This window comes from Microcoleus sp. N9_A2, from assembly GCF_036701775.1.
Classification (GTDB): domain Bacteria; phylum Cyanobacteriota; class Cyanobacteriia; order Cyanobacteriales; family Microcoleaceae; genus Microcoleus.
On sequence record NZ_JAUBRH010000016.1, the window covers coordinates 1 to 26,030 of the forward strand.

Consider the following 26,030-nt stretch of genomic DNA (forward strand, 5'->3'; position numbering starts at 1 on the left):
GCCGTGTGCGATGAAAGTCGCAAGCACGGTTCCGAATGGGAGGGAGAAGATGGTAACATCTTCTCTCGACCCTACCTCCAGCAATTGTGGAGCAATCGCTGCTATGTATTACCTGCGTTTCTTGCTGCTAATTCTGCTGTTGCCGATGATGGCGTGCGATCAAGCTACAGATGCGATCGCCCCTGCTGTGGACGACAACGGCCCCCTGTCGCAAATTCCCTCCCGTGCACCGGTGGTAAATGTTGGGACAAATCAAATTGTACCGACCAAACCGCTGTCGCCGCAGCCAATCCGCATTGTTGCAACTTCTTTGCCGCAGCCAGGAGCCAGCGACAGCGCCTCAAAACCTCCTCAAGTAGTACCGATTCCCGCATCGCCCGTCCTGCGAGTGCCTCCTGGCTTTGTCGTCAACGTTTTTGCTGACAATTTAGACGCTCCCCGATGGCTGGCTTTGACGCCGACAGGCGATGTTTTGGTAACAGAAACCCGGCAGAATCGGATTACGATGTTGCGAGATGCCAACGGCGACGGGGTTGCTGAGGTTCGCAAAACTTTTGCAAGTGCCCAAAACGGGTTAAATATTCCTTTTGGCATGGGTTTTGCCGATCGCTATTTTTTCCTCGGAAATACCGCTGAAGTCCGCCGATTTCCCTACACAAAAGGGCAGGAACAATTGACTGGTAGCGGTCAAAAAATTGCCGATTTACCGGGCGGCGGCTACAACCAACACTGGACGCGAAATGTTGTCGTTTCCCCCGACAATAGCAAGCTTTTCGTCTCAGTTGGATCGCAGTCTAATGCCGATGTCGAACCGCTGCCGAGGGCGTCTGTTCAAGTGATGAATTTGGACGGCCAAAACAAGCAAATTTTTGCTTCCGGTTTGCGAAATCCCGTGGGATTGGATTTTCACCCAAAAACCAATCAACTCTACACGACAGTCAACGAACGCGACGGTTTGGGAGATGATTTGGTGCCGGATTACTTGACAAGAATTCGTCAAGGCGAGTTTTACGGCTGGCCTTACACTTATTTTAAGCCGAATTTGCTCGACCCGCGCCACGCTAGAAACGGCAATAGCGATCGACCTGATTTAGCGGCTAAAACATTAATGCCGGACGTGCTGTTTCAGGCGCACTCGGCGGCTTTGGGGCTTCAGTTTTACGACGGCAAAACGTTTCCCAAAAGATTCCTGAACGGGGCATTTGTGGCGTTTCGCGGCAGTTGGAATCGGAACGCTGGAACTGGTTATAAAATCGTGTTTGTACCTTTTAATGCGGCGAACGGACGCCCTCAAGGTTATTATGAGGATTTTCTGACTGGTTTTCTCACAGATCCGTCGGGCCCGAAAACTTGGGGGAGGCCGGTTGGTTTGCTGGTTTTACCTGACGGGAGTTTGCTGTTTACTGAGGAAGCGAATAACCGGATTTATCGAGTGCAGTATCGCGGCTGACGATTGGGCGATCGATTAGAGCCCGACTTTTTCAAGAAGTCGGGGATCTGGTTGTTTAGTCAGCTTCAAACCTTGCTAAGTTGAGATTCACCGGAAAGCTTTTGAAAAATTAATAACCTATCTTCTTCCGCCGTTTCGCGATTCAAATCAGACAGTTCGTAATAGGAATCTGTTTCGGGCAAGTAGATTGCAGGTAAATTTTCAGGCAGGATTAAATAAGTGTTTTTCACCTGTAAATCATTGTCTATATCTAATGAATAGAGAAATCCGTCAACAGGATTTACAATTAACTCGTGCAATGAAACTTGTCCCTCTATGTAAAGCTTGAGAGTTAGTTGTGCAACTCTGAAAACCAACCAGCGATTGTACAAATTATCTACATCGCACCAAGAATAAAGATAGCTATCGCCGTATTCATTCTCAAAAAGCGATAGTAGCGGGCCGTCGAAATACTCTAAATTGACTATGCTTCTGAGAGTTAGAGGAAATTTACTTAGTTTAAATCCTATTAATTGTTCCATATTTTTGTACCTTACAATAAACAAGAGGTTATTACAAATTTTGCTGCTAAATCAGCCGTAGCAAATTCATGTAGGCTCAAGTGGCCGTTATCATCTATTTTGGAGACAACTCCATCTGTCTTGTAGAGAGATCCTGCTGCTATGTGAGTACCCAGAGAATCGCGCAGTCTTTTTCTTTTTTTTGTTAGTGTTAAATAACGTTTTTCGGCATTTTCCCTGGTATCAAATAATGATAGCGCATAACCTTGACATCTGGTTGCTTCAGTTTGTGGTTTTAGGTTGCGCTGCGGAGTTATTATCAGCACTGGTTTAAAGTTATTAATAGATCGTTCATCATTTGGTTCAAATACAAATCTAAAAGCCAGCATTTCTTTAGGTTCATAGTCCTGTGGCGGGCATTGAGTTGAAAGCTTATCTATATATTCTTGGTGTTTGAAGCACATATTGATAATTTAAGTAGCCTAAAGGTTTTGGGCACGCGCTTTAAAATTCCGAACCGGGTTGTTTGAGAAACTCGGCTTCTTCCGGGGTTGTTTCGCGTCCGAGAATTTGATTGCGGTGGGGAAATCTCCCAAAACGCTCGATTATTTCCCAATGCTTCTGCGCGTATTCAATGACTGAATCGCTGTCTGTATCGCCGCTGAGTTGGCGAAATAGTTCGACAGATTTTTGCTGGTTTTCTAAGTTTTCGCTGTGTTCAAAAGGCAGATAAATAAACCATTTTTGTACAGTCAGCAATTCGCGATCGAATTTATTATTAATAGCGTATTCGGCGGTGGCTAAGGCTTTGTTGTCTGTGGCGAATGCTTGGGTCGTTCCGCGAAACATATTACGCGGAAATTGATCGAGCAGTATAATTAATGCTAGGCAGTTGTCGGGGGAATCTTGCCATGAGTCGAGTTTACCGGATGCGGCTAGTTCGTATTGCGGCAGAAAGCGCGAGCGCACTTCTGCATCAAAATCCGCATCTTTTTCAAACCATTTCTTGTGGACTTTGCCAAACTCAGGAGAGTGCGATCGACCAAACCAAAAATCTAAAACTTCATTCATTAGCAATCTAGTACGCGATTGATTGTTGATGAAAGATTCTGGGTCTGTAGTTGCACAAAATGTGCTATCTGTGCAACTACAAACCACAGCGATTAATGATTAGCAATAATGACTTAGGAACTTTTGTTGTCCGGTGCTTAAAGTTACGAACTAGCAAACAGTCTGTCCCAAGTTTTGCCTCCCACAACTCCGTCTACAGGAATATCCGCTTGTCGCTGAAATTTTTTCACTGCATCTTCGGTTGTCGGACCGAAAACGCCATCAATTACGATCGGGTGTCGGGACAAGCCCCGCGCGTTCAACAACTTTTGCAGTTTCTTCACATCGTGCCCTTTCGAGCCGCATTTTAAAATCCTTTTATGGTGTTTTACTGCTGGTCGATGGCAATCATCAGTGTAGCAAACTGCGGAGCCCGCTGCATAGTTGGCTCTACTTGTGCCCGTCAAAACTAATAGGGCGAGAACTGCTAGTAAATAATAAAAAGTCTGTGATCCGGCCATATTTTTCCTGTTAATTTTTCATTCTAGCGACCAAACCAACAATCTAAAACTTCATTCATTGGCAATCTAGTATGCGATGGATTGTTGATTAAAGTTTCTGTGTCTGTAGTTGCACAAAATGCGCTATCTGTCCAACTACAAACCGCAGCGATTAATGATTAGCAATGATGACTTAGGAACCTTTGCTGTCGGGTGCTTAAATTTACGAACTAGCAAACAGTCTGTCCCAAGTTTTGCCTCCCACAACTCCGTCTACAGGAATATGAGCTTGCCGCTGAAATTTCTTCACTGCTGTGAGAGTTGTCGGGCCGAACACGCCATCAACTACGATCGGGTGTGGGGACAAGCCCCGCGCGTTCAACAACTTTTGCAGTTTCTTCACATCTGCCCCTCTCGATCCGTGTTTTAAAATCCTTTTATGGGGTCTGAATTCTGGTTCGTTGCAATCATCGTGCGGCGCGCAAATTGCGTCACTTGATGAAGCAGTATATGCTCCGCCACCGATGCCAGTCAAAATCAATAAAAGTAGAATTGATGTTAAAATCAAAAAAGGCGGCTCCGGCTTCTTAGGCGGATCTTTCTTTTCCGGGGGAGGGGTCGGTTTTGGCTTGCATTCTAGTGCAATAGTACCAGTACAAACTTTTTCGGACATAGTTTCCCTGTTAATTTTCTCAAGCGTTTTTTGCAAGTTTGACGATTGTTTGAGAGTGAGAAACCGGGTTTCTGGGATGGACGTATCCAATCTCGATTCACCGGGTTTCTGGCAACAGTCAACCGACATTCTACAATATAAGTGGCTTTACTGCAAAATCTCCGATCGTGCAAGTTAAATTTTGTTGCTGTTTGGTAGCAGCAAAGGTAACAATAACTTCGCAGGCAACTGCAACTGTCAGGATTACCAAGTTTCGCGCCAGCGGGTAATCGCAAACGTCATCATTCGCCGCTGAAGGAACCCGATAGTGTTGGTTCCAAATTATTTCGGAGTAATCTGCAGCTAATCCGACGTGTACGCATGGAAGGGAGGCACTCGCACAGTAATCCTTGACTGCTTGCCGCCCGACACTGTTATCAAAAGTATCGATGACTGTGGCGCTGTTGGCAAGCAGCCGATCGGCATTTGCGGGCGTCAATTCTTTTGAGTGCGCGTCAATGCTGACTCCCAAGGCGCGGTAGAGGTTGTTGGCGAGAATTTTGGCTTTGAATGCGCCGATGTCCGATCGATAATAGGGTTGAGTGGAAAGGTTGCGTTCTTCGATGCGATCGCGATCGATGACTTTTAAATGGCAAAAGCCCGATCGCGCCAGACTCTCTACAATATTCGCACCCAAAGCACCCGCGCCGCACACCGTTACCGGGAAATTTTTGATCTGGGACATCACTGCGGCACTTCTGTAAAGTTGTTCGTGAAAAAATATACTCATGACAGTTGACAGTAGACAGTTGATAGTTGACAGAATTGATGATTTTTATCGATTTTCGACTACTCCGACTAATGACTGCAAGTCGAAATCTTTGTCCAAGCCACTGAGACAAATGCCAGCACTCATTACTGTTAAGTCATTTTTGGCGATCGCAGAACTATGATGTTCTCCACTGCCGCTAGTCCATTCAACCAGCCAATAATTTTCGCGGTCGCAAAAATCCCGCAATTCACCGCCACCCATTTTCAACGCCCGCTGCAAGCGCTTTTCTTCCCGCACTTTCGGATCGAAATCTTTAATATTTCGGGACACCAACTCATAAACTGTTCGCATTTCCGGTGTCATCCCTTTAAAGCGAACATCTTGAGGTAAAATCAACTTTTGTAAACCTGCTTTTAACTTCTCAGACGGCAGCGGATCGGCGCGTCTGTCTATCTCTTCAAACCACAAACAATCACCGTCCCAGCGCGCAACAATCGGCTCAAACTGCGAACCTTCACTTACTAAATGGACTGGTACGGGTTTCGCAACACCAGTGCGCTGTTTAGCATCAGATTCGTTAACAGGATATGCCAGCCAAGTTTGCCCTTGCAGCACGCAAGCCAAATGCAAGCGAACGGGTACAAGCAGTTGCAAATACTCGGCAACTTGCGGCAAACTCGGCTCCTCAATCACCGCAGCTATTTTCTCATTAATAGGGGTAAAAATAGCCCATCCTTCAAAGTTTTGCGGCTGGGGTTGAAAAGTATAAACCATTGAGCTAACCCTGATCCGCACGCTTCCTCCGCGCACGCAAGGAGCTAGGAATTGGGTATCGAGTAGCTGCCCTTCTTGGGCCGCGAGTTTGCTGATAATTTTGCGGATATCTGCCACTGAATTGACCTCCGTAATCTTACAGGACTTACGCATAGGGAATCAGAAACCTGGTTTTTTACGAAAATATTTCGTTCGCGCCCGCCGATTCGCTAAAAAACCCGGTTTCTATGCGTCGGAATGCGTAATTCCTGTCTTATTTTTTTACCTAACACACTTTTACATTAAACAAACATAAAGATTTATAAACAGTCTTGACACAAATGAATATCCTAATATAATATTGAGCGAGACTCCAAATTTTACCTTGTAAATATCTAAAGTAAATATGCTGCAAAAGCTCTTTTCTAAGTTGGTTGTAGTGACAGCTCTCACACTTCCTATTTTTGGCTCGGTTCAGGTAGCTAAAGCTCAGAGCACCTATGGAGCTACTGCTTATTCTGCGACTACTGACGCCACTGGTATTAGTTGGGATCATGCTACAAAGCAAGCAGCACTAAACGCAGCAGTACGCTTCTGCAATGAAGAAACCGGAGGTGCGAACGACTGCAAAGCGCTGACCTATAATAGGAATAATTGTGGAGCGATCGCCGTAGGTACAGGAGGAGCAGGTGCGGGCTGGGGCGACGATCAAGAAGCAGCAGAAGCTCAAGCTCTCGCCGCTTGCAGCGAGCTAGATGGCGGTAACTGTAAAATCAAGCTTTCAGCTTGCAACGACTAATTAAAGTGATAAAAATTGGTCGGCTCAGTGTCTTTTTTTGGTCGTAAAACCGGTTAAAAAATAGTAAAATTAGGGTGCGCTAGGCGCACCTTACCAAATACAAATCAGCGAAAAGTAGGGCGCACCATGTGCACCTTACAGTTAATCTCCTACTTCGGAAGTAACTGCATCAGGTGGCAGCAAACTTTCTAATCTATCTTTAGACCAGTATTCAGTAGGGTAAGCGAGTGCAATAATATCAGAGAGTCTAATCAGCCACGTAACTTGTCCGTAAGCATCGATATTTTCCGCCTGTTCGTTAGGGGGAACTATCACCAAAAGTTCCGCAAACTCCCCGAACAAATTAATCGGGATGCCGCCGAAACTGCTATTATTTGTTTTAATCCAAACTTTACTGCCTCGATCGAGAGCTTCTTGCAGTCGCTGGGAGAGCAAACTGGATTTTTTGACCTGGGATTTTTTGGCTTTCGACTTTTTTCCCATAGTTTTAAGAAGTTAAAGTAGTTGTATTGTGGGTTGCACAATGGGCTGAGATTTAGTACGATCGGGCTTTGGCACTGAATTGACAATGAAACGGATAGAAGCAAAAAGGTCGATCGCCCGATCGGCACCCCATCAGTCTAGTCTATAAGAAAGTGCTGTACTGCGATCGTAATAACAATTTAATCGGAAAATCGGGAAACGATCTGCGGTATCAATTTACAGAGTCAGTCAACGCTCCCCGTGTTTATACTGTGTCCAAATGTACTATAATTGGCGAAATCTTCCCAAATCGTTTAAGTAAAACAATGGACTGGCGAAAGCTCATTCATCCCAACCCGAAAACTTCAACAAGTCAACCAGCAGCGCCTGAAACTCGATTGTCTGTAGAATTCTTGCTGGGGCTGTTTGCGGCGGGATGGACAGAAAAGCAGGTGTTAGAGAAATATCCCGCACTCACTTCGCCCAAGCTGCGCGCGGCTTTGGCTGGTGCGGATTCCCAGTTAGTGTCATCCATCGCCAATCCAGAGTTACGAGAAATTATCGAGAAAACTAGAGAAGAATTCAGAATCGGGAAAAAGTTGCCGCTTGAGGATATTGAGGGAGATGTTTGGGAGTAATATCAAATACGGTTAGATTAGAATTATATCGCGAACACTTGCGAGATCACATTGCACTCCGAAAATTCTGCGATTCTGTTTCTGCCAAATGTCGATGATGTTGACGCATTCCCTCTAGCATAACTTGGTCTGACGGATCGAGTCCATCGGCATCTTCATCAAGCCCAAATTTTGTGCAAATTTCATCAAGCGTCTGAGGTTGAGTAACTCTTGATTTAGCTCGTTTCAGTGCCATTAACAAGCGAGTTGCATTAGCAGGAGAACGCAACAAGTAAAGCGTTTCTAGCAAACTTTCTAATTCTGCCTCAGAAATCAAAACTGCATTTTTGCCGTTTGGCCTAGTAATGACGATTACTTCCCCAGTTTCAACAGCACGAGTGCACAGGTTTTCTAAATTTGCTTCAGCTTCAATGTATGTAATCTCAGTTGACATAAAATTTTAACTCCCACTAACTTAAGGTCTAAACTTTTATCGCTTTACTCGTAGTGATAGCGCCCTTTCAGAAAATTAACACGGTCATCACTCACTAAATAAACAATACGATGTTGTTGATTCAATCGACGCGACCACGCGCCAGAAAATTCGTATTTTAGGGGTTCCGGCTTGCCAATTCCTTCAAACGGGTCTCGCAGAATTTCTCTGACCATTTTGATGAAGCGTAACGCCATCTTGCGGTCAGTTTGTACCCAATATTCTAGGTCTTCTAAAAACTCAGGCTCGAAAACGGCTTGACGTTCTACGCGATCGCTCTCACCCTCAGCACTCATCTGGCAAACCCTGGATCATTTTTTCAACCTTATGCTCTCTGCTAGAAGATATAAGGGTAAACACTGCCCACCAGCATAACTGACGGGCAATGCGTAAATTATATCACTTGTCATCCCTGACTGGCAAAGGCACATCCAGAATTTCCATCAACAACTCCAGCCGCGAAGGACGAGACAACATCGGCACTAAATTCGGCAACGAGTAATAATCACCCGCAAACGTAAACGTTTCCACCGACACTTGCTTCTCCTTCAATTGCTTTTCAACATATTCGCAGTAAGCGCCAACTCGCACAATCAGCACATCAGGAATTACCCCCAAACTGCGGCAGTAATTCTGATAAGCATCTGCCAAATAAGGTGCAGAATTTTCCCCTTCATCTGTTACGATAATGAACTGCTCGACAACCTGCTTCTTAATCCGCATTGCTTCCACCGCGCAACCGCAGCTAGTGCCGCCACCAGCGCGAATGTGCTTGAATGCGCGCTCCCAATCGGTCAATTCGCTGCCGTTTGCTTGGACTGGGTACGGCATCGTGTCAAAGGCGTAGACGAACAGCGCAGCTTCGGAAATGCCCGAAATCATAGCAGCGAGACGTTTGCCAACTTCGACCGCACTTTCCATACTTCCCGACTTGTCAATCAACAAACCGGTTGCTTTAACAATCTTGCCGCGCTTCTTCACCTGTTCGTTTGTCACCGCTTCCAGCTTCGCCGCCGTGGCTGCGTCGAATTTCGCGCCCGCGCCCGCAACACTCGCTTTGTAAGCAGAAACCCGATCGCACTTTGTGGCTTCATCCAGCTTCGAGTCAATCAACTGCTTGACTTCCGGGTGATCCATCGCGCCGCGAGACTGAATCGATTTCAAATTGTTGATGACTTCCTGCGGCGACATCGAGTTAATCAGCGCTGCTAACACCGTTGGCGTTAGCATTTTGATCGCACCAACTGCGATCGTATACGGAATCTTGTACTCAACAATCAAATTCGCCTGTTCTGCAGGTGTCGCCGCCTTTGCTAACTGCTTCAAAACGAATGCCAGAGAGTCTTCCGGCGGATTGTCTTTAAACAGGATAGCATTAGCGCGATCGCTCGGCTTGACGTGCAGCGTTGCGTACAAATGCTTCATCGCCTTGCGGTTGCGGATGGCGGCGCGATCGAAAAACTGCGGATTCTTTTCCCGCGATTTCAGATAGCGAGTGACAGCAGTGCGCGCGCTGCGGGGCACCTTATTCTGGTGCTGCTTCATAAAGTCCACAATCCGCGAAACCTCGTAGGGAGGAAACTCTTGCAGCATCATAAAACCGGCATCTCGGTGTTCCGTCAGCGCCGAGGTTAGCAAATTTCCGACAAAAACTTCCTTGTGGTCGCGCACGTCGCCTTGACGCTGATACCACACCGCTAAATGACCGTAAAAAATCGGGTCTAATTCGACAATTAACTTGTGAATTTCTGTCACCTTTTCCAATTGTCGGTGAGGAGTGGTCAGCAGACTGTTGAGCATTTCCAAACGTAAATCGCGCTCTGCTGTATTCATATTTATTGGTGTTACCTTCCTATTCGATTTTGGATTTTGGATTTGAGAAGTATTCAAAATCGGTGGTTGGCAGTTGTTGCACGCTAGCGAGTGAAATTTAAAAATCACCGCGCAAGTTTGGGGAGCTTTTTTAGTAAACCTATGGCTAAACCTAATAGGGTCTGTATGTAAGCTCTCGCGATTGGGGCGCGGCAAAAACTGCTATTGAAAATTATTTGAGGGAAACTGTTTCTAGTTCAAGGGATCTCAAGTCTGGTTCAACCCAATTAATCCGAGCTTCCCAGGACATCAGGCGCGATCGGGTGTAATAGCGAAAGGGTAAAGTGCGATCGGCATATTTTGCAATCAAACCGTTAGCCAGATGTACGATCGAGCGATTTTGGCTTTCATCGGCGAGATACCCGCGAATAGTTCGCACCCAAAACAGAGTTAGTGTTTCGTGATACCCGCTATCTTTTGTAGCTTCAATTCCTTGAGCCGAATTGTAACGTTTAATGCCATTGCGAATCGCATTTATCGCTTCTTGCTCTGAGTCATAACACAGATACCAAAGGGCAACGGTTAAATGTGCTTCGTGCGTCCATTGACTTCGCGACAGGTTGCCTTCTTGGAAGGCATGAATCAGACTGTCTATCTCCTTGGGCGATCGGTAAATTGCCAGTTTTTTTCTCATGGCTAATACCCAATTTATTTTTGAGGACGGAAGTCTTCAATACAAACAGGATTACTTAATTATTATCCTGAATTAACAACAAGAGTTTATAGCGCCTAAAAGGTCACTTCGCGCAAGTCAAGAAAGCCGTTGGCACATACGCAGGAGTTGAACCCGCGACCAGTTCCTTAAAAGGGAATTGCTCTACCAATGAGCTAGTATGTAAGCTTCCTTTGTTGGGGCGCGAAGTGGAACTTTTCAGCGCCGGATAGATATAAAAAATTCAGCTATAAAAGGCAGCGCACAAGTCAGAGAAGCTTTAGCCTCGCGGCAAGTAGGAATTGAACCTACAATTCGATTTTAAGTCGAACGTATCCAGTTTGTAAGCTTCTTTAGTTGGGGTGCGCTGCCTAATACGTGCTTTAAGTGAATTTCTAGCCGTAAACGGCTTCTGGGCGAACAATTAAATCGCCGCTGGGACGGCGATCCAGAACGTAAGACTCGAAGCGAGATCCCTTGACATCAAAATGATTTGCCAGACGTTCCTTAATAGCCTTGTCGCTCATTCCTGCCGCGATACCCAGTTGGTCTTCGGCCAGATCGTAGGAACGTCCTTCAAAACGAATGTGAACCATTACCGATACCTCCTAGAGCAATTTTGGATTTTGGATTAGTAGCTTATCTGCTCTCGACTTTGGCTTTTTGTGAGACTTAGCAAATTGCCAGTATCGGTAAAGATTCACGAAGTCTGATAATCTTTACTGAAAGAATCGCCGTTCTAAATGATAAGCTTGTTTTATTTTGCGGATTTCCTCAGCCTTTTTGGTTGATTCTAACCTGGCAGAACTTGTCTGTTCTGAATCCGCATCAAATTCGTTGAAATTAGACTGATTTCGTACAACACCTGACTCGGGCCGAGTCAGTTTGTAACTGAACAGTCTCGTATAAAGTAACAACATGACCATCGAGTCTATCTTACAAGACTTTCAAATTGATGTTCGTTGAAATTTTGAGCAATATTTAGTTGTCAAGGTTCAGAATTTGCACGAAAAATACAGGTTTTTGCTTGTCCTGCGCTTTCCATATTTATATACTACACTTATACTACATAAGTGTCAAGGGGGTAGCAAAAGTTTTTTAGATAAAACTTACACCAGTGGCGAGAAACCTGGTTTTTTCAGGAAAATATTTCGTTGCTACCCGCATATCCGGTAAAAAACCGGGTTTCTTGGGTCGGAGTGCGTAAGTCCTGAGATGTTGCACCATTCTCAATAAGCTTTTTATGAATAGGCTGTCCGGCCTGTTCCACAAAGAGTGAATTTTCTTGTGGAACAGGCCGGACAGCCTGTTCGTGAGAATGGTGCAAGATGTGAGTAAGTCCCTATCAATTAAATATCCTTAACATAAGAAATGCTATTGCGAATATTGTGAAAGCCTACTGATTCGTAAAGCCGCAGCGCACCGCAGGAATTTTCAGCATCGACGCCGAGAATAGCAGTCTCGACACCGGCAGCTTTGAGTCGATGCAAACCAGCCAGCAACATTGCTCGTCCCAATCCAATTTTGCGGAAGCCGCGCCGCGTACCGAGAACACCAATCCAGCCTTCGTTTCTGCCGGTGCGATCGTTTTCCTCGGGGTTAATTTCGCAGTAGCAAAAAGCGGCAAAAGTGCCGTCTGCTGCAACAGCGATCGAATCTAGATCGTTTCTGTAATTGGGTAGAGTTGAATAGTAATTGGATTTCTCTACTGTAAAATCGTGGTGGTTCCAGTGGTCGATAAACGACTGGTTGAACATTTCTACCCAAGCTTCCGCATCCTGTTGGCAGGAGACTTGACGCAGCAAGAAACCTTCGGGAAATTGCGGTTCTGGGATTGGTTCACAGAGCGATCGCGCCATGCGGAAAAAATAGCGATCGGCCCTGAAACCGCAACTTGCGAGCACAGAAATGCGATCGCAATCCTCAGCCCTCACCGCAGATCGCAGCTTCATGCGCGCGCCCTGCTCCGATCCTACCTCGCGCATCCGCGTTTCGCCCCAAGCCACTGCCGCCGCTTCCACAGCGCCGGATCGCGCGTCGGGGTGGACGCGAAACGACAGCGAACCGTCGATGACTTCCCCAGGTTCAGAAATCCACAACTGAGCAAAACCGATTAATTTGCCGTCGCTATCTTCCCAAAGGCAGATATCGCGGGCTAGATTTCGGGAAGGTTCGTTAAATTCTTGTTGTAATTCGGAGATTGAAGTGCCTTGATCCAGCCGATCGACTTCTTCGCAAGTATTGATTAAATGGGCGATCGCATCTAAATCGCGATCGCCCGCATAGCAGCGCGCCGAGAGATTGGCCATCATAGCTAATCACCATTTCCTGTTGTTATTCAGTTTAAAAATAGCTTGGGCGATCGCACTTTTATCGATCGGATGAGCCGATCGGCATTAAAAATCTCACAACGCAAACACTCACAGTAATCCAACCGCTACAGCCGTTGACTGCCATCGTGAGCGCAAAATGAGCTAAAAACGACATACTACAGACAGTTTAAAGCCTCAAAGCCTTGTGAATAGTAGGTTATTGGGGATGGGAGTAGAAGGACTTGAACCTTCGACCTTGAGATTAAGAGTCACCTGCTCTAACCAACTGAGCTATACTCCCGCATCTAGAGTAGTATAACATAATATTTTAATTTTCGCATACTTCACCTTTTTTATTAAGTTGTTTGGTTACTGCGTGTTTCTGAATGTAACTCATATATCCGATCGCTCCTTTGGTTAGAGATTTGCGATCGACCTTTTTATTTGTTAGCGGACTGTTTCGCAGCAGCAGCCATTTTATCGCGCTGCGCCCGCATCCCTACAGACGATAGCAGCAAGGTGCGATCGGTACTCGGAAAGAGGATAAGCTGGTGTCAATTAAACATAACTGCTTGAAATGGCTGAACAAGACGAAGCTTCCAAAACCATAAAAGTCACAATGCCCAACCGAATTCATCAAAAGCTGAAGAAGCTCTCTGACGAGTCAGGAATATCCATGTCTAAACTGATGCTCCTGGCAACTATCAACGAATATAAACTCATTGACGATATACATACACCGGACTAGCGCTACTTGGTACCCAGTCTTACCCCATTATGCTATTATTCAGGGAAATAGTCAACCCTGGAGGTTTGCTTATGACCCAAGATGAACTCGAAGCCCTTGTCGATGAACTCGGCTTAGCGTCAGTCGTCAGCCTGCTGGCAAATATCTGCCATAACAAAGCCCGACAAACCTTGTGGCTGAAGGGACAAGGGGCTAATCCTTATACGGCTTGGAACAGCAATGGCTTCTTGCTGAAGCAGGTGATGACCAGACTGCGGCCAACGTGCAGCTACGACCCCGATGTAGACCCCCACGGTCACTGAGGTTCCACAGGTACCAACCCGTGCAAGTACGCAAAGCATTGGTTTTAGTCGGTTAACAGCCGAGTATGTATGCTTTAACCGTTAGGGCACGGGTTGGAACTTTTCAACAGGGACTTGAAATGGAGAGGACGGGACTCGAACCCGCATCGATCGACAGCAACTTTCAGGAAACGCGCTTCCTTACTGCCCGCAAGCAGACGGGAACTGCCCCCATCTCGGACTGTTAATTCCTTTCAGTGCCTCCGCAACCCGCTGCCAGTTTGCGTTTTCAGGGAACGTCGCGAAGCAACTTTTTACCCTACTCAACAAACCCGATCGTCCTTTTGGGAGCCGCTTTTCCAAAGTTTTTACGGTGCCATTCCACTTAGGCGACCTCCCCATAATTTTTCTCAGTATATGATAGTAAATCTCGTGAAAATAATTAACCCTCATCCTCCATAATTTCTATATAAAATCATAAGAAATCCACCGAGGAGGTACTGCCCCTCCTATCCCCGCGTTATCAGCACGGTGTCTCGCTTTTCGACTTCCGGTGGTTAAAAGGAAGATGAAGGAATCGAACCCTTACAGTTACCTGTACCCCAGTTTTCAAGACTGGTTGCCAACCATTTAGCGGCATCTTCCAAGGGGTATCTGACGGGAATTGAACCCGCTATTACTGGCTCCACAAACCAGCGCCGCTACCGTTTTGGCTTCAGACACCGCAGTGGAATCAAGGAGAATCGAACTCCTAACCTCTTGCGTGCAAAGCAAGCGCTCTACCAATTGAGCTATGACCCCGGGTCAAAGATTCACCTGTGGAGTAAATCGAAAATCGAAAATCGAAAATCGAAAATCGAAAATCGAAAATCGAATGACCCCGTAAAAGATTAACCTGTAGAGTAAATCGAAAATCGAAAATCGAAAATCGAATGACCCCGGGTAAAAGATTTACCTGTCAAGTAAATCGAAAATCGAAAATCGAAAATCGAAAATTGGTGTGGTGGATTGCGATCGGATTTGAACCGATATCTTTCTAACAGCCAGTTAGATGCTTTACCAATTAAGCTACGAACCCCAGACAGCAGGAGCGGTAGGACTCGAACCCACAACATTCGAGGTAGAAGCTCGACACTCTATCCAGTTGAGTTACACTCCCGTATTTTTTGTTGATTTGTGCGATTCCCTACGGGATAGCTGCGCTTCACGCACTTTGACGTGCAAGTTATCAGAGCATTGCGTTTTCTCAGTTACTAGAGGGACTCCGCCGATGAGTTACTACACACTCTTTAAAGGATGGCTACCTTTAAGCCAACCTGCCGGGTTCATGGCACTCCTCGTTCTCAAACGCCCGCTGAATTTGACAGCGTTACCTTTCCTCTCGTACTAAAGTATGTAGGCTCCAAAAATTGGGACACGCAAAGGGCGATCGATCTTAATATAAAAAATTATCCATTCAATGGAATCAACCTCCTTAAATTAAAGCAAAAACAACGAGATTGGCAGGACTTGAACCCACAACATCCGCGTCCGTTAGCGAAGCGTGCGCGGTAGCGCATAGCGCGGCGCTCTATCCATTGAGCTACACTCCCATAAATTAGTAGTCCTGGCAGGATATTACCCCGCGCCTGCTTTTAAGGCAGATGCTCTACCATCGAAGCTCAGGACTACAAAAGCGGATGATGGGACTCGAACCCATGCGCTGAGAATGGCATACTCAGATGCTAGCCGCTACATGACACCCGCAAACCGATTTAAAATTTGAGATTTTGGATTTAACTGAGATGTTGCACCATTATCAATAAGCCTTTTATGAACGGCCAAGATGCCCGTTCCACAAGAAAATCTACTCTTTGTGGAACAGGCATCTTGCCTGTTCTTGAGAATGGTGCAAGATGTGAGATTTAACAAACTTCTTGTTTCCCTAAGCGGATAACGAGGCTCGAACTCGTGCCTAGAGTTTGGAAGACTCGAATGCTACCGTTACACCATATCCGCAATTGTGGGGCTGGTGATAGGAATTGAACCTACAACCGACTGATTACAAATCAGTTGCTCTGCCTAATTGAGCTACACCAGCACGCCAAGCAGATGGTGAGATTTGAACCCGCAAAAAGGCTGTATGAAACCCTCATGTTGTTAATTACCAAAAAAAATTGGTTTAAAGCCGGAACCCTTGTAGGGAGAAATTAAAAGAAGACTATTCATTACTCCAATCCTCTTGCTTCCAGGTAGAGGTCGCTATCAACTGTCAACTGTCAACTGTCAACTGTCAACTGAAATCACACCTGCATTTTTGGTGGCGGGGGCAGGAGTTGAACCTGCTATTAAGAGGCTTATGAGACCTCCAAGCCTACCCAGGCTACTTCACCCGCGATGTCACCAAATACCCCTGACTGGCATCGAACCAGCACTAACTAGATCCTAAATCTAGCGCCTCTACCGATTGGGCTACAGGGGCAAAACCGATTTGAGATTTGAGGTTTGAGATTTGAGATTGAATAAAACCTCATACCCCTGACAGACCTCGAACCTGCAAAAAACACTCGTTCAGAACGAGTGATGTTTTCCAATTACATCACAGGGGTAAAGTCGGGATGGTTGGATTTGAACCAACGACTCCATGCTCCCAAAGCATGGCTTCTGGCCGCTGAATTACATCCCGTTCATGCTCCTAGTGAGACTCGAACTCACACTCAAAATAAAACAGATTTTAAGTCTGCCGCGTCTGCCAATTCCGCCACAGGAGCAAGTAGAAACTTAGTTGAAAATTTGGTACTCGGGAGTGAGATTTGAACTCACACAACACAATTTTTGAAATTGCGGCCTCTGCCAATTGGGCTACAGGAGTGTAATTTATCTGCTTTGGTAATAGCAGAACTGGGAAGGCAGGGATCGAACCTGCATTTTGCCGCTTTCAAAGAGCGGTGCCATACGATTAGGCGACTTCCCAATAATTGGGTGCCGGGGTAGGCTTTGAACCTACAGAAACTCCTATTTCAGAGATAGGCGACTTTACCAATTTGTCTACCCGGCAATTAAAAAAATGGCTGCCCCAGTAGGACTCGAACCTACAACCTAGCGGTTAACAACCGCTTGCTCTACCATTGAGCTATAAGGCAACGCAATCCCCCAAGTCAGTATCGAACTGACGACCTCTTGTTCTTCACACAAGCGCTCTACCAACTGAGCTATCGGGGGAAAACGGAGAAGGAGGGATTTGAACCCTCGACGGCTGTTAAACCGCTCTTTCTTAGCAGGAAAGCGCCTTAAGCCACTCGGCCACCTCTCCTGAGCGAGAACGGAGGGATTTGAACCCCCAATCTTCAGTTTTATTAACTGAGATGTTATCCGGCTACACCACGCTCTCAAGATTGCAACTGCGGATTAAATGCAGTTACAAATGGGTCAGGCTGGAATTGAACCAGCAACGCTTTAAGCTACTGTTTTACAGACAGCTACCCACGCCAATAGGAGGGCCGACCCAAGATAGAAATTTTGGTAGGTCGTCGAGGAATTGAACCTCGATCCATCCGCTTAAAAGGCGGCTGCAAAACCATTCTGCCAACGACCCACGAGAAGTGCTGACGGGAGTTGAACCCGCAATCACTTGGGTGAAAACCAAGCGGCTTAAACCATTTGCCTACAGCACTATAAATTGGCACAGGAACTGAGATTTGAACTCAGAATGCTGGTTTTGGAGACCAGAGTGTTGCCAGTTACACCATCCCTGCTTTTGGTGGCAGCGGCGGGATTTGCACCCGCATTGATTAAGGTATGAACTTGGCGCTTTACGATTAAGCTACGCTGCAATGTCACTTTCGCTTCGTTCCTTTTCAAAGTTAAAAATTTCTATTAAAAGACTGTTAGTTTAATCTTTTAATTTCTAATTTTTAATTTCTGATTGGGAACAGAGGTTAGGGCGGGATTTGAACCCGCGAAATTCGGTTTTGCAGACCGATGCCTTCAACCACTCGACCACCTAACCTGGGAGTCCCGACGAGGTTTGCACTCGCAATCTTCACGCCAGAGGGGGAGACGGCTTGACTTTTGCCTACGGGACTTTGACGGGAGTAACGAGACTTGAACTCGCAACCTTTCGCTCGACAGGCGACTGCTCTGACCGGTTGAGCTATACCCCCGCGAAAATGAACAATATTCTGTCCTTGAATTACTCAAGTTGGGACGGGGTGGCGGTTGATTCCGCGTACTACAACCCGATTGGGCTTTTGTTGCCGGAGTCTACACCGCCAAATGTCCGCAATTATGTGACATGATTAATTATTTATTCAGTTTTCAAGGTTCGTATTGCTTTTGAGATAAAGCTTTGAAGCTCTTTCCCCTTCGCCATACATTTATACTACATCGTGTAGTACGAAAATGTCAAGGGGGTAATACAACTTTTTTTGAAATTGGTTTTTTTCAATGGTGGTCGATCGCCCAAACCAACACTCCCAGTCCCGCAAAACCCATAAAGGCTAAGACCTTCGGCTGCTGAACTGGTGGTGTAGCGCGTGGTAAATCTGAAATTAAAACTGTACTACACTCCGATTTCTGTGAATTCTCGCCGTCGCGCGAGGTGGCACTTCTGGAAAAGCAGATTGAGTTTGAGCCGCACTCAACCTCCACGGCGACTTCTAAATTTCTTCAACCCACTTGGCATTGGTTTCGTCTGTATAGGCGCAATCGGGATCGCCCGCAAATCGCCCGCATTCGGGATCGCCCTTGGGATCCCGCTGTCAATCCCCGCTGAGAGATATTTATAAAAAATTCAGTTTTTTTTGCCTGAAATTCCCATTATCATTATCCGCAGTGTGGAGTGAAAGGAATTTCAAGTGAGCGGACATCATCTGTTTGATAGACTGCGAAAAAAATGGCGTTTTGTGGCGATCGCCCTGGCCACTGCTACGATTAGCTTTGTCATCGGTACGCTGATGCCAGGAAACCAACAGGGAAGCAACAATCCTGCAACCGCTCAGGTGCAGGTGCAGAATCTCAGCCAATCCTTAACGGTAAATCCGCTAGCAAAGGAAGTAGGGGACGATCGCACAGCGTTTAATGTCGATCGCACAATTGAGAAACTTCTGACTGTATTGGAATCAAAAGAAAAACTTTTGACTTTTGTGCCGCCGGAAGAGTTTCAGGGAACAACAGTTTTTGAAGGAAAAGTCAAAAATTCTGAGAAAGTTATTGCTTTAACGGTTGATGACGGGCCGTGGCCGGAAACGACGGAACAAATGCTCGATATTTTTAAGCAAAATGATGTTAAAGCAACTTTTTTTTGGCTAGGTCAATCTATCGAAAGTTCTCCTGAAATTGCTCGCCGAGTTGTCGCAGAAGGTCACGCGATCGGCAATCATACGTGGCATCACTGGTACGATGCGATGGATGCGGCGACGGCGGCTGATGAAATCGATCGCACGGCTAAACTTATTTACGAAACGACGGGAGTTAAGACTACTTTCTTCCGCCCGCCGGGGGGTGTTTTGAATAATGGTTTGGCTAAGTATGCTAAGGAGCAGAATTATTCTGTGGTGATGTGGTCGGTAACTTCTGCGGATACCGATCCGCGCGCTCAACCGTCGGCTTTTGTTAATAATGTGTTGAAGGGTGCGAAGCCGGGGGCGATCGTTTTGATGCACGATGGCGGGGGCGATCGATCTCGTACTGTTAAGGCTTTACCGGAGATGATTGCTGGTTTGAAACAGCAGGGATATCGGTTTGTGACGGTTCCTGAGTTGCTGGAAATGCAAGACCAATCAGCGTAAATTGTGGGGCGATTGCTTGTCTTTTTTTGAGGGTGATAATAAGGCTAAACAAACCCGGTTTCTTATCGTAGAAACCGGGTTTCTGACTCTCTGTGCGTCCATGACTGATATCAATTACGGCTGTACGGGAATGATTTAACCACAGAGAACGCAGAGAACACAGAGGAAGAGAAGAGAGAGATGAATAATTTCGATACTAACGGATTTGATATGAGTGAGGAAAATGCCGATCGCCCAAATCACCTAAAAAAAACCGATTGGCCTGCGATAATCAGCTTTGAGATATCAAATATTACAAATCAAACCTTGTCTGAACAGCTATTAATTCCACCAGAATCAACCGATAGCCCAAACTTCCCTCACTGGCTGCACTCGTTAGAAACCTGCGAGAGTACAAACAGTTGGGCGATCGCCCGCGCGGCCAAACTTCACCACGGAGATGTAATATTTACTCAGCAGCAAACCAGCGGGCGCGGTCAACACGGACGCACTTGGTATTCGCCGCCCGGTGTTTTTACTGCGAGCTTTGTCCTAGACAATCTCAATCCCCATCTGTTACCCGGACTCAGTTTAGCAGTCGGTTTGGCGGTGATTTACGCGATCGAAGATTTGGTTCCCGAATGCCGCGATATGCTGCGCCTGAAATGGCCGAATGATGTTTGGATACATCGCCACAAATTAGCCGGAATTCTCTGTGAAGCCACTTCTAGCAATGTTTCTGGCAAAACTCGCGCCGTTGTGGGAATTGGACTCAACCGCTGCGTAGATTTCGCGGCTGCGGGATTGGATGAAAGGGATCTTGGCAATGCGGTAAGCCTGCATTCTATTGCTAGTACAGTACCAGATGAACTGTGTTTGCTTGATCGACTGCGGCACTATTTACTCGAACTAGCCGATATGTTTTCTACCACAGACAAGCCAGCCTCCAAGTCCGGTTTAGCGCTACTTTTGCCGGAATTGCGCCGCCGTGATGCGCTGATTGGCTGCCCGGTGTCGATCGAACTTGCGTCGGAAACCATCTGCGGAGAAGCCGCCGGCATTGACGGAAGCGGCCGCTTGTTAGTATGCTTGGCGGGCGATCGAATACAAGCATTTACATCCGGCCGAGTTCGATTAATTTAAGAGGAAGAGGGAAGAAGGAAGAAGGAAGAAGGAAGAAGGGAAATGGAGTCACAGCAATATTTTCAGCCCTAAAAAATGTCCTAACCTTCTTGCCAGTTACTATAAATTAAGAGAAAGAAGTCATTAGTCATTAGGGAAAATTCCCAATTAACAATGCCCGATGCCCAATGCCCGATGCCCCATTCCCTATCCCCAATTCCCAATTCCCTATTTCCAATTCCCAATTTTAATTTATCACCTCAAATACTACCAATCTGCTCAGCCACAGGGGTTGATTTGCCTCCAAACCTTCGGGACGACCCTTAGTAGAAGCAACTTGTATTCTGTTGCCATTTATCCCTTGTCTAACCAAAATACCTTTCACATTTGTCGCCCTTTCCAGTGCCAACTTTTGATTTTCGGCTGGAGTGCTTTTCAAATCGCTGTAGCCAACTATCCTTAAATTCTTCGTGCGATTTTTCTCCATATATTCCTTGACTTTGCTAAGCTTTTGTGCTACATCTTTCGCCTGCAAACTTGCCGAACCAGCACCGAAATACACGCGAACTGGCATTATTATTTTTGGTGGCGGTGGATTTCCTATTATCACTGTATTTGTTACAGACTTCACCCCCGGAATTTTCTCAAAAGCTTGAGTTATTTTCTGAGCATCTGGCACTTTGCTGACGCTGCCTGCAACGGCGACTTTTCCCTCTGTATAGCGAGCTGAGATATTAATGCTTTCTACTTTATTCAAAAGAGCTACCGTCCGCTTGACATCGCCTTCGACTAAAACTGGATCAGGAGGTACTTCAACGGCTATAATTTTATTTTCAATTCTTAATTTTGGAGCCGCTTGCTGAGCAATGTTTTCCGCTTTCGATCGCAGCTTTTGATTCGGCACTCGTCCAGAAATCTCCAATAATTTATCTTTAACATCTGCCGCGATCCGATAAACCGATAACTCTGGAGCAGATTGTAAAGCTAAATTCGTATCTGCTTCTAAGCTCGCTTCAACTCCGCTGCGGTATTGATGAATTCCCCAAGGTAAGCCAATTAAACCTAACGCTGCCAAACCGATAATGGGTAAAATTGGCAGTTTAGAAGATTTAACTTTTACATCTGTCTCGATTAATTTTTGCAATTTCGAGTTTACTTCGGGTGGCACAGTTGCTGGATCGCCGTTAAATGACTGAAGTTGATCTCCGTATTCTTGAACAATATTGTTAAATATCGATCGCATTTTGTACTTAAACCACTGGCGGGTTTCTCCTTGCATCACTACTGCTAGATAACACGAACCCGCTACTTCCAATACTATGGTAGATGTGCCGTATTCTATGGCATCAATCTCGGCAATATTTCCAGACTGAGATATGCAATCGTTGACAAAAGCCCGAATAGCAGTCAGCATCCCCCCTACCATTTCTGATTCTAGCTGTTCGCGTTCAGAATGCTGCACTGCTGAAATTACTAATCCCGATTTTGCTTGAATTAAAAAAACAGCTTTAACACTCAGTGGTGTTGTTTCTTTCATCAGCAATTCTGCTTCAGAAATTCCCTGCAATTTTGCTTTAATTTTGCGACTAATTACCTCTGGACTTAAAGTGGCTTCTAGTTTTTCATTAATTTCCCGCATCATCTCGGCGATGTATTTTAAAATCGTGCTGCCGATTATCGGATAAAGTGCATCCGACATTGCTTCTCGCTTGAGATGAATTTGCTGTTTGATAGCGCTGGCCATTTCCGGCGCGATCGCCATGGCAATTTCATCGGGCGATTCACTCATTCTGTGGCTGATTCCCACTGTCAGAGCAGGTGATATGGCGACTCCCATCGATTGTCTATTTTCTCGGGTTTTGGTATTAATTATTTCATCAATTATGGGAGCTATGGTTTCGACAAATGATTTTCTCGACTCATTAATTGTTTGGATCATCATTTCGGGAAAAATGATTTTAATTCGTGCCAGTAATTCTTCCCGATCGCCTCCCCATTCAGCATCAGTAATTTTGCGATCGAGTTCCCCTACTTTATCGTTGAGTCTGTAATTATAACTTACAACTTCATCTAACAAGGGTAAAATAGATTCGATGACAGACTTTTGCAGTTGGGCGTGATGGCTAACCATCAGCTCGTCAATCAAAGGTTTCAGTAAATCGGTAAACAAGTCTGTCGATTCATAAATCCGATGTTCGATCGCCACAATCTGTTGTTCGATCTTCCCGAGTCTTTGATCGATCTTTTTATTCTGAATGATGGCATCGACAGCGGGGGCGATCGCAGATTCTATCTCTAGTTTTGCTTCCCCGATGTTTCGAGACAGCATTTCTACAATCACTGGCATTATTCTTGCCATCAACCCTTCTATCTCGGCTAAAACTTGCTGCTGAACTTCGACAATCTTAGTTTCATTATTTAATATTTGTGCTGCAATACCGCTGTTTTGAATAGCCGTGTTGACACCAGGTGCGATCGCCTCTCTCACCTCTAACTTTGTCTCCTCGATTTTCCGGTTCAGCGACTCGATCATTAACGGCATTAACCTTGCCATTATATCTTCCGGCTGAGATTTTTGCTGTCGCTGAAGATTATTTAGTCTACTTTCTACATCGCTCAATTTTCCTTGAACTTCTCTTTGAAGAATTGCTGATTGTATCAAAGGTTCGATCGTCCCTGCTACTTGTAATTTTGATTCATCGATTTTCTGATTCAGCAAATCAGTTATTGCCGGCATTAGCATCGCCATTATCTCTTCTGGCTTCTGAATTGGCGACTGTTGCGTAGCCAGTCGGCGTTCGATGATGCTCAATACTTTTTCTTCTATTTCTACCCAAGCTATTCTTACCTGTACTGAGGGGGTAACAGCTTCGACAATCTCTGATTTTAATTCACTAATTTTGCGGTTCAGCAATTCGCTAACTACTGGTACTAGCTGCTTGATTAAATCTTCCGGTTGCTGCTGGTAACGATGCTGAATATTCGCAACTCTATCTTCAATTCTTACTACGTGTTCTTCAAGTCCGTTTTGATTGTGAATTACTTGATTGACTTTTGGTGCGATCGCCGAAGCTACCTCTAACTTAGACTCCTCTACCTTACGGTTGAGCAGATCGCCCACCACCAACATCACCCGTTGCATTAACTGTTCTGCATTCGGCAGTGGCTGCTGGTTCAAATTAGCAATTTGATTTTCCAAATCCGCTAATTTTGCCTGCAATTCGAGCGGATTATTATTACTGCTAGCGAGTGCGATCGCCTTTTTTGATTCCGACTTCAACCCCTCTAATTCATCTCTCACTAACTCAGGAATTAACGGTTTCAGTAAAGTCATCAACTCTTGGGGTTCAGACATCAACTTCTCAAAATTTTCTAACCTTTGTTCCACGCTCAAAACATTACTGTAAAATTCCGGTAAATCCCTTTCAAACAGCAGTTCTTGCAACCGCTTAAACTCCTCTACTGCTTGTTCTAATTCTTCCTCCGACGGTCGATTTTTTTGAGATACCTTCCCGGCTATAGATAAATCTGGTTCCTCATTATTGTTTTCTCGTCTTTGAGAGGGGATCTCTTCATCATTAGTTAATACTTCCGGTACAATACTCGGTGATTCGATCAGAAAAGACAATTGTTTGCGCCGATTTTCCTCATCCTCTAATCGCTGAACCGACTTTTCCGAAAGCGGTAATTTCAGCTCGCTTGGCTCTTTTTTGGATTTTTTCAATAACTGAAATTCAGTCAGTATGACTAGCAATTCCTGAAGTTGCTCTCCAGCTTTAGAACTTGCCTGAGTTGCATCAGAAACTTCTTTTTCTGACTGATATATTTTGCCTGGATTATCATTATATTCTGCCATACTGAGCTACCAAAAGTTGATTTTTATCGACCGAAGGAAATTACCAGCTTGCTTGCCGCCTCACCCCAGCGAAAATCAATAGGAATGACACAATTTTTCGCAGCGTCAGGCTTACTAAAGCTATCGCCCTATTTTAACTGCTGTTCTGCGACTAGCCAACTGAGCCGCTAACTGCAATGCTGCCTTCATGCTGGAGGCATCGGCAATTCCTTGACTTACAATATCAAAAGCTGTGCCGTGATCGGGAGATGTGCGGACAAAGGGTAAGCCAATTGTAGTGTTGACTGCTTTGTCGAAAGCCATCAATTTGACTGGAATCAAGCCTTGGTCGTGATACATTGCCAAGTAACCGTCGTGAGCTTCTTTGGCTAAGCCGTACCAAACTTTAGCCGGTTTTACCCACATGGTATCCGGGGGTACTGGCCCGTCTAACCGCACTTGAGGAAAACGATCGCGCTGCGTTTCCAACCACGGTATCATCCAATCTTGCTCTTCATTTCCCAGTTTGCCATTTTCCCCACTGTGAGGGTTTAAGCCAGAAATCGCAATTTTCGGTCTTTCGATCGCAAAATCTTCCCGCAAACAGTCTATCAGCAATTCTAGTTTTTCGCTGAGCAATTCTGGAGTCAAAGCATCCGGTACTTGACGCAGGGAAATATGTGTGGTAGCGAGTAAAGTTACCAGCGTCCAGCCACTGTGGGGAGATGTGGCGACAAACAGCATTCCGAATCGCTGCGATTTTGCCCTTTCTGCGAGGAGTTCTGTTTGTCCGGGATAATTGTAACCGGCCGCCTGCCAGCAAGTTTTGGAAATGGGGCCGGTGACAATGGCCGAGAATTCGCCGGCGATGGTACGGGCGATCGCCTGTTCCATATACGCAAAGCTAGCCGCCCCACTAGCAGCATTCCCGACACCGGGGACAATTGAGCCCCACTTGCTGTCTGGTTCAATATCAATAATATTTAATGTTTCGGGATTTGCCGCTTCTGCTGGATTGCTCGATCGCAACTTATCGTAAGTTTGCTGCAAAATTCTCTTAGATCCGAAAACCGTCACCATCAAAGCAGCAGGGGGATCGGCCAATGCCTTGAGAATCACTTCCGGGCCAATTCCCGCCGGATCTCCCAGAGTTACAGCTAGTTTTGATTGCCGATCGAGACTCAAAGCAGTTTTCTCCAACAAAATACAGGAATTTCGGCACTGAAATTTTAGCATTCATGTACCTGGTTGCCCCAAATTATATTATCTTTATTTAATGCGATCGCCCAATTAGACATATAAAACCATGAATCCTGAAATTTTCAATGCAGCCTTTTTGTCCTTTTCCCTAATTTTCGTGGGTATAGGCGGAGGCTTCCTCCTGCTCAAACTGCAAGGCGGCGAAGAATAAGT

23 protein-coding genes and 26 tRNA genes are annotated in these 26,030 nt (G+C 45.7%); 7 read left to right on the plus strand and 42 right to left on the minus strand.

The window, feature by feature from the left end; translation table 11 throughout:
- On the plus strand, positions 1-1,450 hold a 1,450-nt coding region (locus QUA44_RS12280), incomplete at its 5' end, for a sorbosone dehydrogenase family protein (protein WP_333251670.1).
- Between the two features lie 65 nt (positions 1,451-1,515).
- On the opposite strand, the gene QUA44_RS12285 is transcribed toward QUA44_RS12280, so the two are convergent.
- From QUA44_RS12285 to QUA44_RS12315, 7 genes are all read right to left on the minus strand, one after another.
- A complete protein-coding gene (locus QUA44_RS12285; RefSeq protein WP_333251669.1) occupies positions 1,516-1,971 on the minus strand; it encodes a DUF6575 domain-containing protein in 456 nt (151 codons plus the stop codon).
- Between the two features lie 11 nt (positions 1,972-1,982).
- A complete protein-coding gene (locus QUA44_RS12290; protein ID WP_333251668.1) occupies positions 1,983-2,414 on the minus strand; it encodes a hypothetical protein in 432 nt (143 codons plus the stop codon).
- Between the two features lie 40 nt (positions 2,415-2,454).
- Complete coding sequence (locus tag QUA44_RS12295; protein WP_333251667.1) at positions 2,455-3,021, minus strand: DUF924 family protein; 567 nt, start codon at positions 3,019-3,021, stop codon at positions 2,455-2,457.
- 143 nt (positions 3,022-3,164) lie between these two features.
- A complete protein-coding gene (locus QUA44_RS12300) occupies positions 3,165-3,521 on the minus strand; it encodes a peptidoglycan-binding domain-containing protein (RefSeq protein WP_333251666.1) in 357 nt (118 codons plus the stop codon).
- A gap of 202 nt (positions 3,522-3,723) precedes the next feature.
- Entirely contained in the window at positions 3,724-4,173 is a 450-nt protein-coding gene (locus QUA44_RS12305) for a peptidoglycan-binding domain-containing protein (protein ID WP_333251665.1), read from the minus strand.
- Between the two features lie 130 nt (positions 4,174-4,303).
- Positions 4,304-4,942 (minus strand): ThiF family adenylyltransferase, encoded by a 639-nt coding sequence (locus tag QUA44_RS12310; protein ID WP_333251664.1) that lies wholly within the window; start codon positions 4,940-4,942, stop codon positions 4,304-4,306.
- A 45-nt stretch (positions 4,943-4,987) separates the two neighbouring features.
- A complete protein-coding gene (locus QUA44_RS12315) occupies positions 4,988-5,815 on the minus strand; it encodes a hypothetical protein (protein ID WP_333251663.1) in 828 nt (275 codons plus the stop codon).
- Between the two features lie 268 nt (positions 5,816-6,083).
- Between QUA44_RS12315 and QUA44_RS12320 the strand changes: the two genes are divergently transcribed.
- Positions 6,084-6,476, plus strand: coding sequence for a DUF4189 domain-containing protein (locus QUA44_RS12320; protein WP_333251662.1), 393 nt, complete (start codon positions 6,084-6,086; stop codon positions 6,474-6,476).
- Positions 6,477-6,617: 141 nt separating this feature from the next.
- Here the strand turns inward: QUA44_RS12320 and QUA44_RS12325 are convergent, their stop codons facing one another.
- Positions 6,618-6,959, minus strand: coding sequence for a hypothetical protein (locus tag QUA44_RS12325; protein ID WP_333149124.1), 342 nt, complete (start codon positions 6,957-6,959; stop codon positions 6,618-6,620).
- Positions 6,960-7,264: 305 nt separating this feature from the next.
- Here QUA44_RS12325 and QUA44_RS12330 point away from each other — a divergent pair, with 305 nt between their 5' ends.
- The gene (locus tag QUA44_RS12330) at positions 7,265-7,576 is read left to right on the plus strand and encodes a DUF433 domain-containing protein (protein WP_333251661.1); all 312 of its coding nucleotides are present in this window, start codon (positions 7,265-7,267) and stop codon (positions 7,574-7,576) included.
- 46 nt (positions 7,577-7,622) lie between these two features.
- Here QUA44_RS12330 and QUA44_RS12335 read toward each other — a convergent pair whose 3' ends face one another.
- From QUA44_RS12335 to QUA44_RS12370, 8 genes are all read right to left on the minus strand, one after another.
- The gene (locus tag QUA44_RS12335; RefSeq protein ID WP_333251660.1) at positions 7,623-8,009 is read right to left on the minus strand and encodes a type II toxin-antitoxin system prevent-host-death family antitoxin; all 387 of its coding nucleotides are present in this window, start codon (positions 8,007-8,009) and stop codon (positions 7,623-7,625) included.
- A gap of 44 nt (positions 8,010-8,053) precedes the next feature.
- Positions 8,054-8,344, minus strand: coding sequence for a Txe/YoeB family addiction module toxin (locus QUA44_RS12340; protein WP_333251659.1), 291 nt, complete (start codon positions 8,342-8,344; stop codon positions 8,054-8,056).
- Positions 8,345-8,447: 103 nt separating this feature from the next.
- Complete coding sequence (locus tag QUA44_RS12345; protein WP_333251676.1) at positions 8,448-9,887, minus strand: hypothetical protein; 1,440 nt, start codon at positions 9,885-9,887, stop codon at positions 8,448-8,450.
- A 205-nt stretch (positions 9,888-10,092) separates the two neighbouring features.
- A complete protein-coding gene (locus tag QUA44_RS12350; protein WP_333251658.1) occupies positions 10,093-10,554 on the minus strand; it encodes a hypothetical protein in 462 nt (153 codons plus the stop codon).
- Between the two features lie 130 nt (positions 10,555-10,684).
- A tRNA-Lys gene (locus tag QUA44_RS12355) sits at positions 10,685-10,757 on the minus strand.
- 210 nt (positions 10,758-10,967) lie between these two features.
- Positions 10,968-11,168: a hypothetical protein gene (locus tag QUA44_RS12360; RefSeq protein ID WP_333101629.1), complete on the minus strand. Its 201-nt coding sequence runs from the start codon at positions 11,166-11,168 to the stop codon at positions 10,968-10,970.
- Positions 11,169-11,921: 753 nt separating this feature from the next.
- Positions 11,922-12,884 (minus strand): GNAT family N-acetyltransferase, encoded by a 963-nt coding sequence (locus QUA44_RS12365; RefSeq protein WP_333251657.1) that lies wholly within the window; start codon positions 12,882-12,884, stop codon positions 11,922-11,924.
- A 227-nt stretch (positions 12,885-13,111) separates the two neighbouring features.
- Positions 13,112-13,185, minus strand: a tRNA-Lys gene (locus QUA44_RS12370).
- A 518-nt stretch (positions 13,186-13,703) separates the two neighbouring features.
- Between QUA44_RS12370 and QUA44_RS12375 the strand changes: the two genes are divergently transcribed.
- Positions 13,704-13,934, plus strand: coding sequence for a hypothetical protein (locus tag QUA44_RS12375; protein ID WP_333251655.1), 231 nt, complete (start codon positions 13,704-13,706; stop codon positions 13,932-13,934).
- Between the two features lie 541 nt (positions 13,935-14,475).
- On the opposite strand, the gene QUA44_RS12380 is transcribed toward QUA44_RS12375, so the two are convergent.
- The 24 genes from QUA44_RS12380 to QUA44_RS12495 form a co-directional block, all read right to left on the minus strand.
- A tRNA-Ser gene (locus QUA44_RS12380) sits at positions 14,476-14,558 on the minus strand.
- Between the two features lie 4 nt (positions 14,559-14,562).
- Positions 14,563-14,636: transfer RNA gene (locus tag QUA44_RS12385), tRNA-His, on the minus strand.
- Positions 14,637-14,641: 5 nt separating this feature from the next.
- Positions 14,642-14,714 (minus strand) — tRNA-Ala (locus QUA44_RS12390).
- A 200-nt stretch (positions 14,715-14,914) separates the two neighbouring features.
- A tRNA-Ala gene (locus QUA44_RS12395) sits at positions 14,915-14,991 on the minus strand.
- 7 nt (positions 14,992-14,998) lie between these two features.
- Positions 14,999-15,072 (minus strand) — tRNA-Arg (locus QUA44_RS12400).
- Between the two features lie 442 nt (positions 15,073-15,514).
- Positions 15,515-15,582 (minus strand) — tRNA-Leu (locus QUA44_RS12405).
- A 5-nt stretch (positions 15,583-15,587) separates the two neighbouring features.
- Positions 15,588-15,659: transfer RNA gene (locus QUA44_RS12410), tRNA-Gly, on the minus strand.
- 181 nt (positions 15,660-15,840) lie between these two features.
- Positions 15,841-15,911 (minus strand) — tRNA-Gly (locus QUA44_RS12415).
- Positions 15,912-15,916: 5 nt separating this feature from the next.
- A tRNA-Thr gene (locus QUA44_RS12420) sits at positions 15,917-15,993 on the minus strand.
- A gap of 307 nt (positions 15,994-16,300) precedes the next feature.
- A tRNA-Leu gene (locus QUA44_RS12425) sits at positions 16,301-16,374 on the minus strand.
- A 131-nt stretch (positions 16,375-16,505) separates the two neighbouring features.
- Positions 16,506-16,578: transfer RNA gene (locus tag QUA44_RS12430), tRNA-Pro, on the minus strand.
- Positions 16,579-16,582: 4 nt separating this feature from the next.
- Positions 16,583-16,663, minus strand: a tRNA-Leu gene (locus tag QUA44_RS12435).
- A gap of 130 nt (positions 16,664-16,793) precedes the next feature.
- Positions 16,794-16,866 (minus strand) — tRNA-Gln (locus QUA44_RS12440).
- A 5-nt stretch (positions 16,867-16,871) separates the two neighbouring features.
- A tRNA-Gln gene (locus tag QUA44_RS12445) sits at positions 16,872-16,950 on the minus strand.
- A gap of 10 nt (positions 16,951-16,960) precedes the next feature.
- Positions 16,961-17,035, minus strand: a tRNA-Asn gene (locus tag QUA44_RS12450).
- Between the two features lie 6 nt (positions 17,036-17,041).
- Positions 17,042-17,114: transfer RNA gene (locus tag QUA44_RS12455), tRNA-Phe, on the minus strand.
- A gap of 4 nt (positions 17,115-17,118) precedes the next feature.
- Positions 17,119-17,205, minus strand: a tRNA-Ser gene (locus QUA44_RS12460).
- 4 nt (positions 17,206-17,209) lie between these two features.
- Positions 17,210-17,283, minus strand: a tRNA-Tyr gene (locus QUA44_RS12465).
- A 34-nt stretch (positions 17,284-17,317) separates the two neighbouring features.
- Positions 17,318-17,399 (minus strand) — tRNA-Tyr (locus QUA44_RS12470).
- A 13-nt stretch (positions 17,400-17,412) separates the two neighbouring features.
- Positions 17,413-17,487: transfer RNA gene (locus QUA44_RS12475), tRNA-Lys, on the minus strand.
- A gap of 5 nt (positions 17,488-17,492) precedes the next feature.
- A tRNA-Glu gene (locus QUA44_RS12480) sits at positions 17,493-17,566 on the minus strand.
- 6 nt (positions 17,567-17,572) lie between these two features.
- Positions 17,573-17,647 (minus strand) — tRNA-Trp (locus QUA44_RS12485).
- 180 nt (positions 17,648-17,827) lie between these two features.
- A tRNA-Cys gene (locus tag QUA44_RS12490) sits at positions 17,828-17,901 on the minus strand.
- A gap of 80 nt (positions 17,902-17,981) precedes the next feature.
- Positions 17,982-18,055: transfer RNA gene (locus QUA44_RS12495), tRNA-Asp, on the minus strand.
- 693 nt (positions 18,056-18,748) lie between these two features.
- On the opposite strand from QUA44_RS12495, the gene QUA44_RS12500 reads away from it, so the two are divergent.
- Positions 18,749-19,681, plus strand: coding sequence for a polysaccharide deacetylase family protein (locus QUA44_RS12500; protein ID WP_333251653.1), 933 nt, complete (start codon positions 18,749-18,751; stop codon positions 19,679-19,681).
- A 180-nt stretch (positions 19,682-19,861) separates the two neighbouring features.
- Positions 19,862-20,803: a biotin--[acetyl-CoA-carboxylase] ligase gene (locus tag QUA44_RS12505; RefSeq protein WP_333251652.1), complete on the plus strand. Its 942-nt coding sequence runs from the start codon at positions 19,862-19,864 to the stop codon at positions 20,801-20,803.
- Positions 20,804-21,029: 226 nt separating this feature from the next.
- On the opposite strand, the gene QUA44_RS12510 is transcribed toward QUA44_RS12505, so the two are convergent.
- Positions 21,030-24,638, minus strand: a complete 3,609-nt coding sequence (locus tag QUA44_RS12510; RefSeq protein WP_333251651.1) for an OmpA family protein — start codon at positions 24,636-24,638, stop codon at positions 21,030-21,032.
- A gap of 120 nt (positions 24,639-24,758) precedes the next feature.
- The gene (gene pdxA, locus QUA44_RS12515) at positions 24,759-25,853 is read right to left on the minus strand and encodes a 4-hydroxythreonine-4-phosphate dehydrogenase PdxA (protein WP_333251650.1); all 1,095 of its coding nucleotides are present in this window, start codon (positions 25,851-25,853) and stop codon (positions 24,759-24,761) included.
- A 70-nt stretch (positions 25,854-25,923) separates the two neighbouring features.
- On the opposite strand from pdxA, the gene petM reads away from it, so the two are divergent.
- Positions 25,924-26,028: a cytochrome b6-f complex subunit PetM gene (gene petM / locus QUA44_RS12520; protein WP_172189541.1), complete on the plus strand. Its 105-nt coding sequence runs from the start codon at positions 25,924-25,926 to the stop codon at positions 26,026-26,028.
- The last annotated feature ends 2 nt before the right edge of the window (positions 26,029-26,030 follow it).

Coding starts and splice junctions, on each gene's coding strand:
- QUA44_RS12285 (WP_333251669.1), bottom strand. CDS start 1,971: ATGGAACAATTAATAGGATTTAAACTAAGTAAATTTCCTCTAACTCTC.
- QUA44_RS12290 (WP_333251668.1), bottom strand. CDS start 2,414: ATGTGCTTCAAACACCAAGAATATATAGATAAGCTTTCAACTCAATGC.
- QUA44_RS12295 (WP_333251667.1), bottom strand. CDS start 3,021: ATGAATGAAGTTTTAGATTTTTGGTTTGGTCGATCGCACTCTCCTGAG.
- QUA44_RS12300 (WP_333251666.1), bottom strand. CDS start 3,521: ATGGCCGGATCACAGACTTTTTATTATTTACTAGCAGTTCTCGCCCTA.
- QUA44_RS12305 (WP_333251665.1), bottom strand. CDS start 4,173: ATGTCCGAAAAAGTTTGTACTGGTACTATTGCACTAGAATGCAAGCCA.
- QUA44_RS12310 (WP_333251664.1), bottom strand. CDS start 4,942: ATGAGTATATTTTTTCACGAACAACTTTACAGAAGTGCCGCAGTGATG.
- QUA44_RS12320 (WP_333251662.1), top strand. CDS start 6,084: ATGCTGCAAAAGCTCTTTTCTAAGTTGGTTGTAGTGACAGCTCTCACA.
- QUA44_RS12325 (WP_333149124.1), bottom strand. CDS start 6,959: ATGGGAAAAAAGTCGAAAGCCAAAAAATCCCAGGTCAAAAAATCCAGT.
- QUA44_RS12330 (WP_333251661.1), top strand. CDS start 7,265: ATGGACTGGCGAAAGCTCATTCATCCCAACCCGAAAACTTCAACAAGT.
- QUA44_RS12335 (WP_333251660.1), bottom strand. CDS start 8,009: ATGTCAACTGAGATTACATACATTGAAGCTGAAGCAAATTTAGAAAAC.
- QUA44_RS12340 (WP_333251659.1), bottom strand. CDS start 8,344: ATGAGTGCTGAGGGTGAGAGCGATCGCGTAGAACGTCAAGCCGTTTTC.
- QUA44_RS12350 (WP_333251658.1), bottom strand. CDS start 10,554: ATGAGAAAAAAACTGGCAATTTACCGATCGCCCAAGGAGATAGACAGT.
- QUA44_RS12360 (WP_333101629.1), bottom strand. CDS start 11,168: ATGGTTCACATTCGTTTTGAAGGACGTTCCTACGATCTGGCCGAAGAC.
- QUA44_RS12365 (WP_333251657.1), bottom strand. CDS start 12,884: ATGATGGCCAATCTCTCGGCGCGCTGCTATGCGGGCGATCGCGATTTA.
- QUA44_RS12375 (WP_333251655.1), top strand. CDS start 13,704: ATGACCCAAGATGAACTCGAAGCCCTTGTCGATGAACTCGGCTTAGCG.
- QUA44_RS12505 (WP_333251652.1), top strand. CDS start 19,862: ATGAATAATTTCGATACTAACGGATTTGATATGAGTGAGGAAAATGCC.
- QUA44_RS12510 (WP_333251651.1), bottom strand. CDS start 24,638: ATGGCAGAATATAATGATAATCCAGGCAAAATATATCAGTCAGAAAAA.
- pdxA (WP_333251650.1), bottom strand. CDS start 25,853: ATGCTAAAATTTCAGTGCCGAAATTCCTGTATTTTGTTGGAGAAAACT.
- petM (WP_172189541.1), top strand. CDS start 25,924: ATGAATCCTGAAATTTTCAATGCAGCCTTTTTGTCCTTTTCCCTAATT.